Genomic DNA, 2,534 nt, shown 5'->3' with positions numbered 1-2,534 from the left:
GTAAGCATCCGGTGAGGACCGCGTAGCGGTCACTCAGGCAGCCTGATTTGCTTGCTTGTCCCGGTCGCGCCAATTCCAGGGCAGAAGTTCGTCGAGCCGTTGAACCGGATGTGCAGCGATGCGCGCCAGGACGTCGGCGAGCCAGGCTTGTGGATCGACGTCGTTCATTTTGGCTGTGACGATCATGCTGTACATCATCGCGGCACGGTCGCCGCCGCGATCAGAGCCGCAGAACAGCCACGACTTCCGCCCCAGGGCGATGCCGCGCAGTGCTCGTTCGGCGGCGTTGTTCGATAGGCAGATGCGACCATCGTCGAGGAAGCGGGTGAATGCGCTCCAGCGCTTGAGCATGTAGTCCATCGCCTTGGCGACATCGTTGCGCCGTGAGAGCTTGGCGCGTTGCTCACGCAACCATGCTTGCAAATCAGCGACCAATGGGGCGCTGAGCTCCTGGCGCGCGGCCCGGCGCCGCTGGGGCGTCTCGCCGTTGATGCCTCGCTCGATCTCGAACAGGGCGTCGATCCGACGCACTGCTTCCAGCGCCAGAGGCGAGATCACCGCCGGCTTTTTGCTCTGCACTTTGCGGCGCGCATTCTGCGCCAAATCAGCCATCACGAAGAACGGCCGTCGGGCATGGACCCAACACGCCGCTTCCAGGATCGGACCTGCGTTGCGGCCCGCCTCGTAAAGCTTGCCATAGCCGCCATAGGCATCGGCCTGGAAGATGCCGCTATAGCCCGCCAGATGGGCCTGGGGATGCTCGCCAGCGCGATCGCGCGAGTAATAAAATACTGCTCCCGGCGGGGCCTGCCCACCAAAAGGCTTGTCGTCGCGCACATAGACCCAGATGCGGCCGGTGTCGGTCTTGCCTTTGGCCAGGACCGGGACCGTCGTGTCGTCCCCGTGCAATCGCTCGGCACTCAGCACATGGGCCTCGAGGCGCCTGAACAGGGGCGTCAGCGCGACCGTGCAGCCACCAACCTGGTCGGCCAGGGTCGACAGACTGATCGGCACGCCTTCCTTGGCATAGCGTTCGGCCTGCCGGTTCAGCGGCTGGTGCTGGCCGAACTTCTCGAACAGCACCATCGCCAGCAAGCTGGGGCCGGCCCAACCACGGGCGATGACGTGGAACGGCGCCGGCGCCTGGCTGATCTTCTCGCAATCACGGCAGCTGAACTTCTCCCGGACGTGCTGGATCACCTTCCAGGATTTCGGGATCACCTCCAGCGTCTCGGTGATGTCCTCGCCAAGCTTGGACAGCCGCAAACCGCCGCAGCAGATGCACGACGTCGGTCCCGGCACAAGCACCCGCTCGCGAGGCAGATGGTCCGGGAACGGCTGGCGCGACGGCCGCTTGCGCGTGAACGAGGCCACCTTCGTCGTCTTGGCCGCGGCCATTTCGGCAGCGAGTTCGTCCTCAGTCGCAGAAGCCTCGAGCTCCTCCAACGTCAGTTCGAGCTGATCCAGCAGCCTTGCGGTATGCTCCGAACGAGGGCCATGACGATCACGGTTCAGCTTTTGGATCTGCAGCTTCAGGTGCACGATTAGCGCCTGGTCGTCGGACTGCTGGGCGCGAACGCTGGCAAGTTCGGCGCGGGTTGCCAGCAACGCCGCCTGCAGCGCCTGAATGTCTTCCGGCAGCTTCTCGAGACCGTCACCCATGTATCGATGGAATCACAAAAGCCGCGATTTGGCGCGCGCTTTTTGCAACCTCACGGGACTATTGCGCAACCTATCCTGCGCTCTGCGGCCGCCAGCTGTGTTGCGGGTTGCGCCAGTCGATCGCCTCCAGCAAGTAGCCCATCTGAGCTGCCGTCAGCGACACCACCCCATCCACCGTCGCTGGCCAGATGAAGCGGCCACGGTCCAATCGCTTGGCGTAAAGCGACAGCCCGACCCCGTCGTGCCAAAGGGCTTTGATCAGGGTGCCTGCACGACCACGGAACACAAAGACGTCGCCGGCAAAGGGATCTCGTCCCAAGCCCTCCTGCACCAGCAACGCCAGACCCTGCATGCCTTTGCGCATGTCGGTATGACCGGTTGCGATCCAGATCTTCGCCCCTGCCGCGATCGGGATCATCGCCGCTCCAGCAGATCCAATACGCGAGACAACGCGGTCAAATCAACGCCCGCGTCCACGATCACGCGACAGCCCTTGCCGACGACAATCTCCATGCGTCCGCTCGTTGGCTCCGCCAAAGCTCCTGGCGGCGCTGACGGTTGGTCCGGCATCACCATCGCCGGCACAAAGGCTGGTTGTGTTTGTTCGCTCGTCCGCGTCCCAAACAATCGTCGCCAAGTCAACAGAAGCGAGCGCGAGATGCCGTATCGACGTGCTGTCGACGAGACCGCGCGCGGTGCCTGCAAACTCTCTAGAACGATCTTGAGTTTCTCATCATCGGTCCAGCGACGCCGACGGCCGGTCTCGACAACCTCGAACCGTTCAACCTGCGCACTGAACTTATTGCTGTCCATAAGGGCTGTTACACAGCACTCCTCTTAACCCGGCAAGACGGCCCTCACCGGAGGGAGAC

3 protein-coding genes are annotated in these 2,534 nt (G+C 63.3%); all 3 read right to left on the bottom strand.

Translation table 11 applies throughout. From position 1 onward, the window contains the following. Positions 1 to 33 precede the first annotated feature (33 nt). Entirely contained in the window at positions 34 to 1,662 is a 1,629-nt protein-coding gene (gene tnpC / locus QRQ56_RS39120; RefSeq protein WP_438747105.1) for an IS66 family transposase, read from the bottom strand. Positions 1,663 to 1,732: 70 nt separating this feature from the next. Beyond that, on the bottom strand, positions 1,733 to 2,080 hold the full coding sequence (gene tnpB, locus QRQ56_RS39115) for an IS66 family insertion sequence element accessory protein TnpB (RefSeq protein WP_438747104.1): 348 nt from the start codon (positions 2,078 to 2,080) through the stop codon (positions 1,733 to 1,735). Continuing rightward, positions 2,077 to 2,475, bottom strand: coding sequence for an IS66-like element accessory protein TnpA (gene tnpA, locus QRQ56_RS39110; RefSeq protein WP_438747103.1), 399 nt, complete (start codon positions 2,473 to 2,475; stop codon positions 2,077 to 2,079). The genes tnpB and tnpA overlap by 4 nt, the downstream gene beginning before the upstream one ends. Positions 2,476 to 2,534: the final 59 nt, after the last annotated feature.

The sequence above is a fragment of the Bradyrhizobium sp. U531 genome, assembly GCF_051710265.1.
Taxonomy (GTDB): Bacteria; Pseudomonadota; Alphaproteobacteria; order Rhizobiales; family Xanthobacteraceae; genus Bradyrhizobium.
This window is presented reverse-complemented; position numbering and strand designations above follow the sequence as displayed.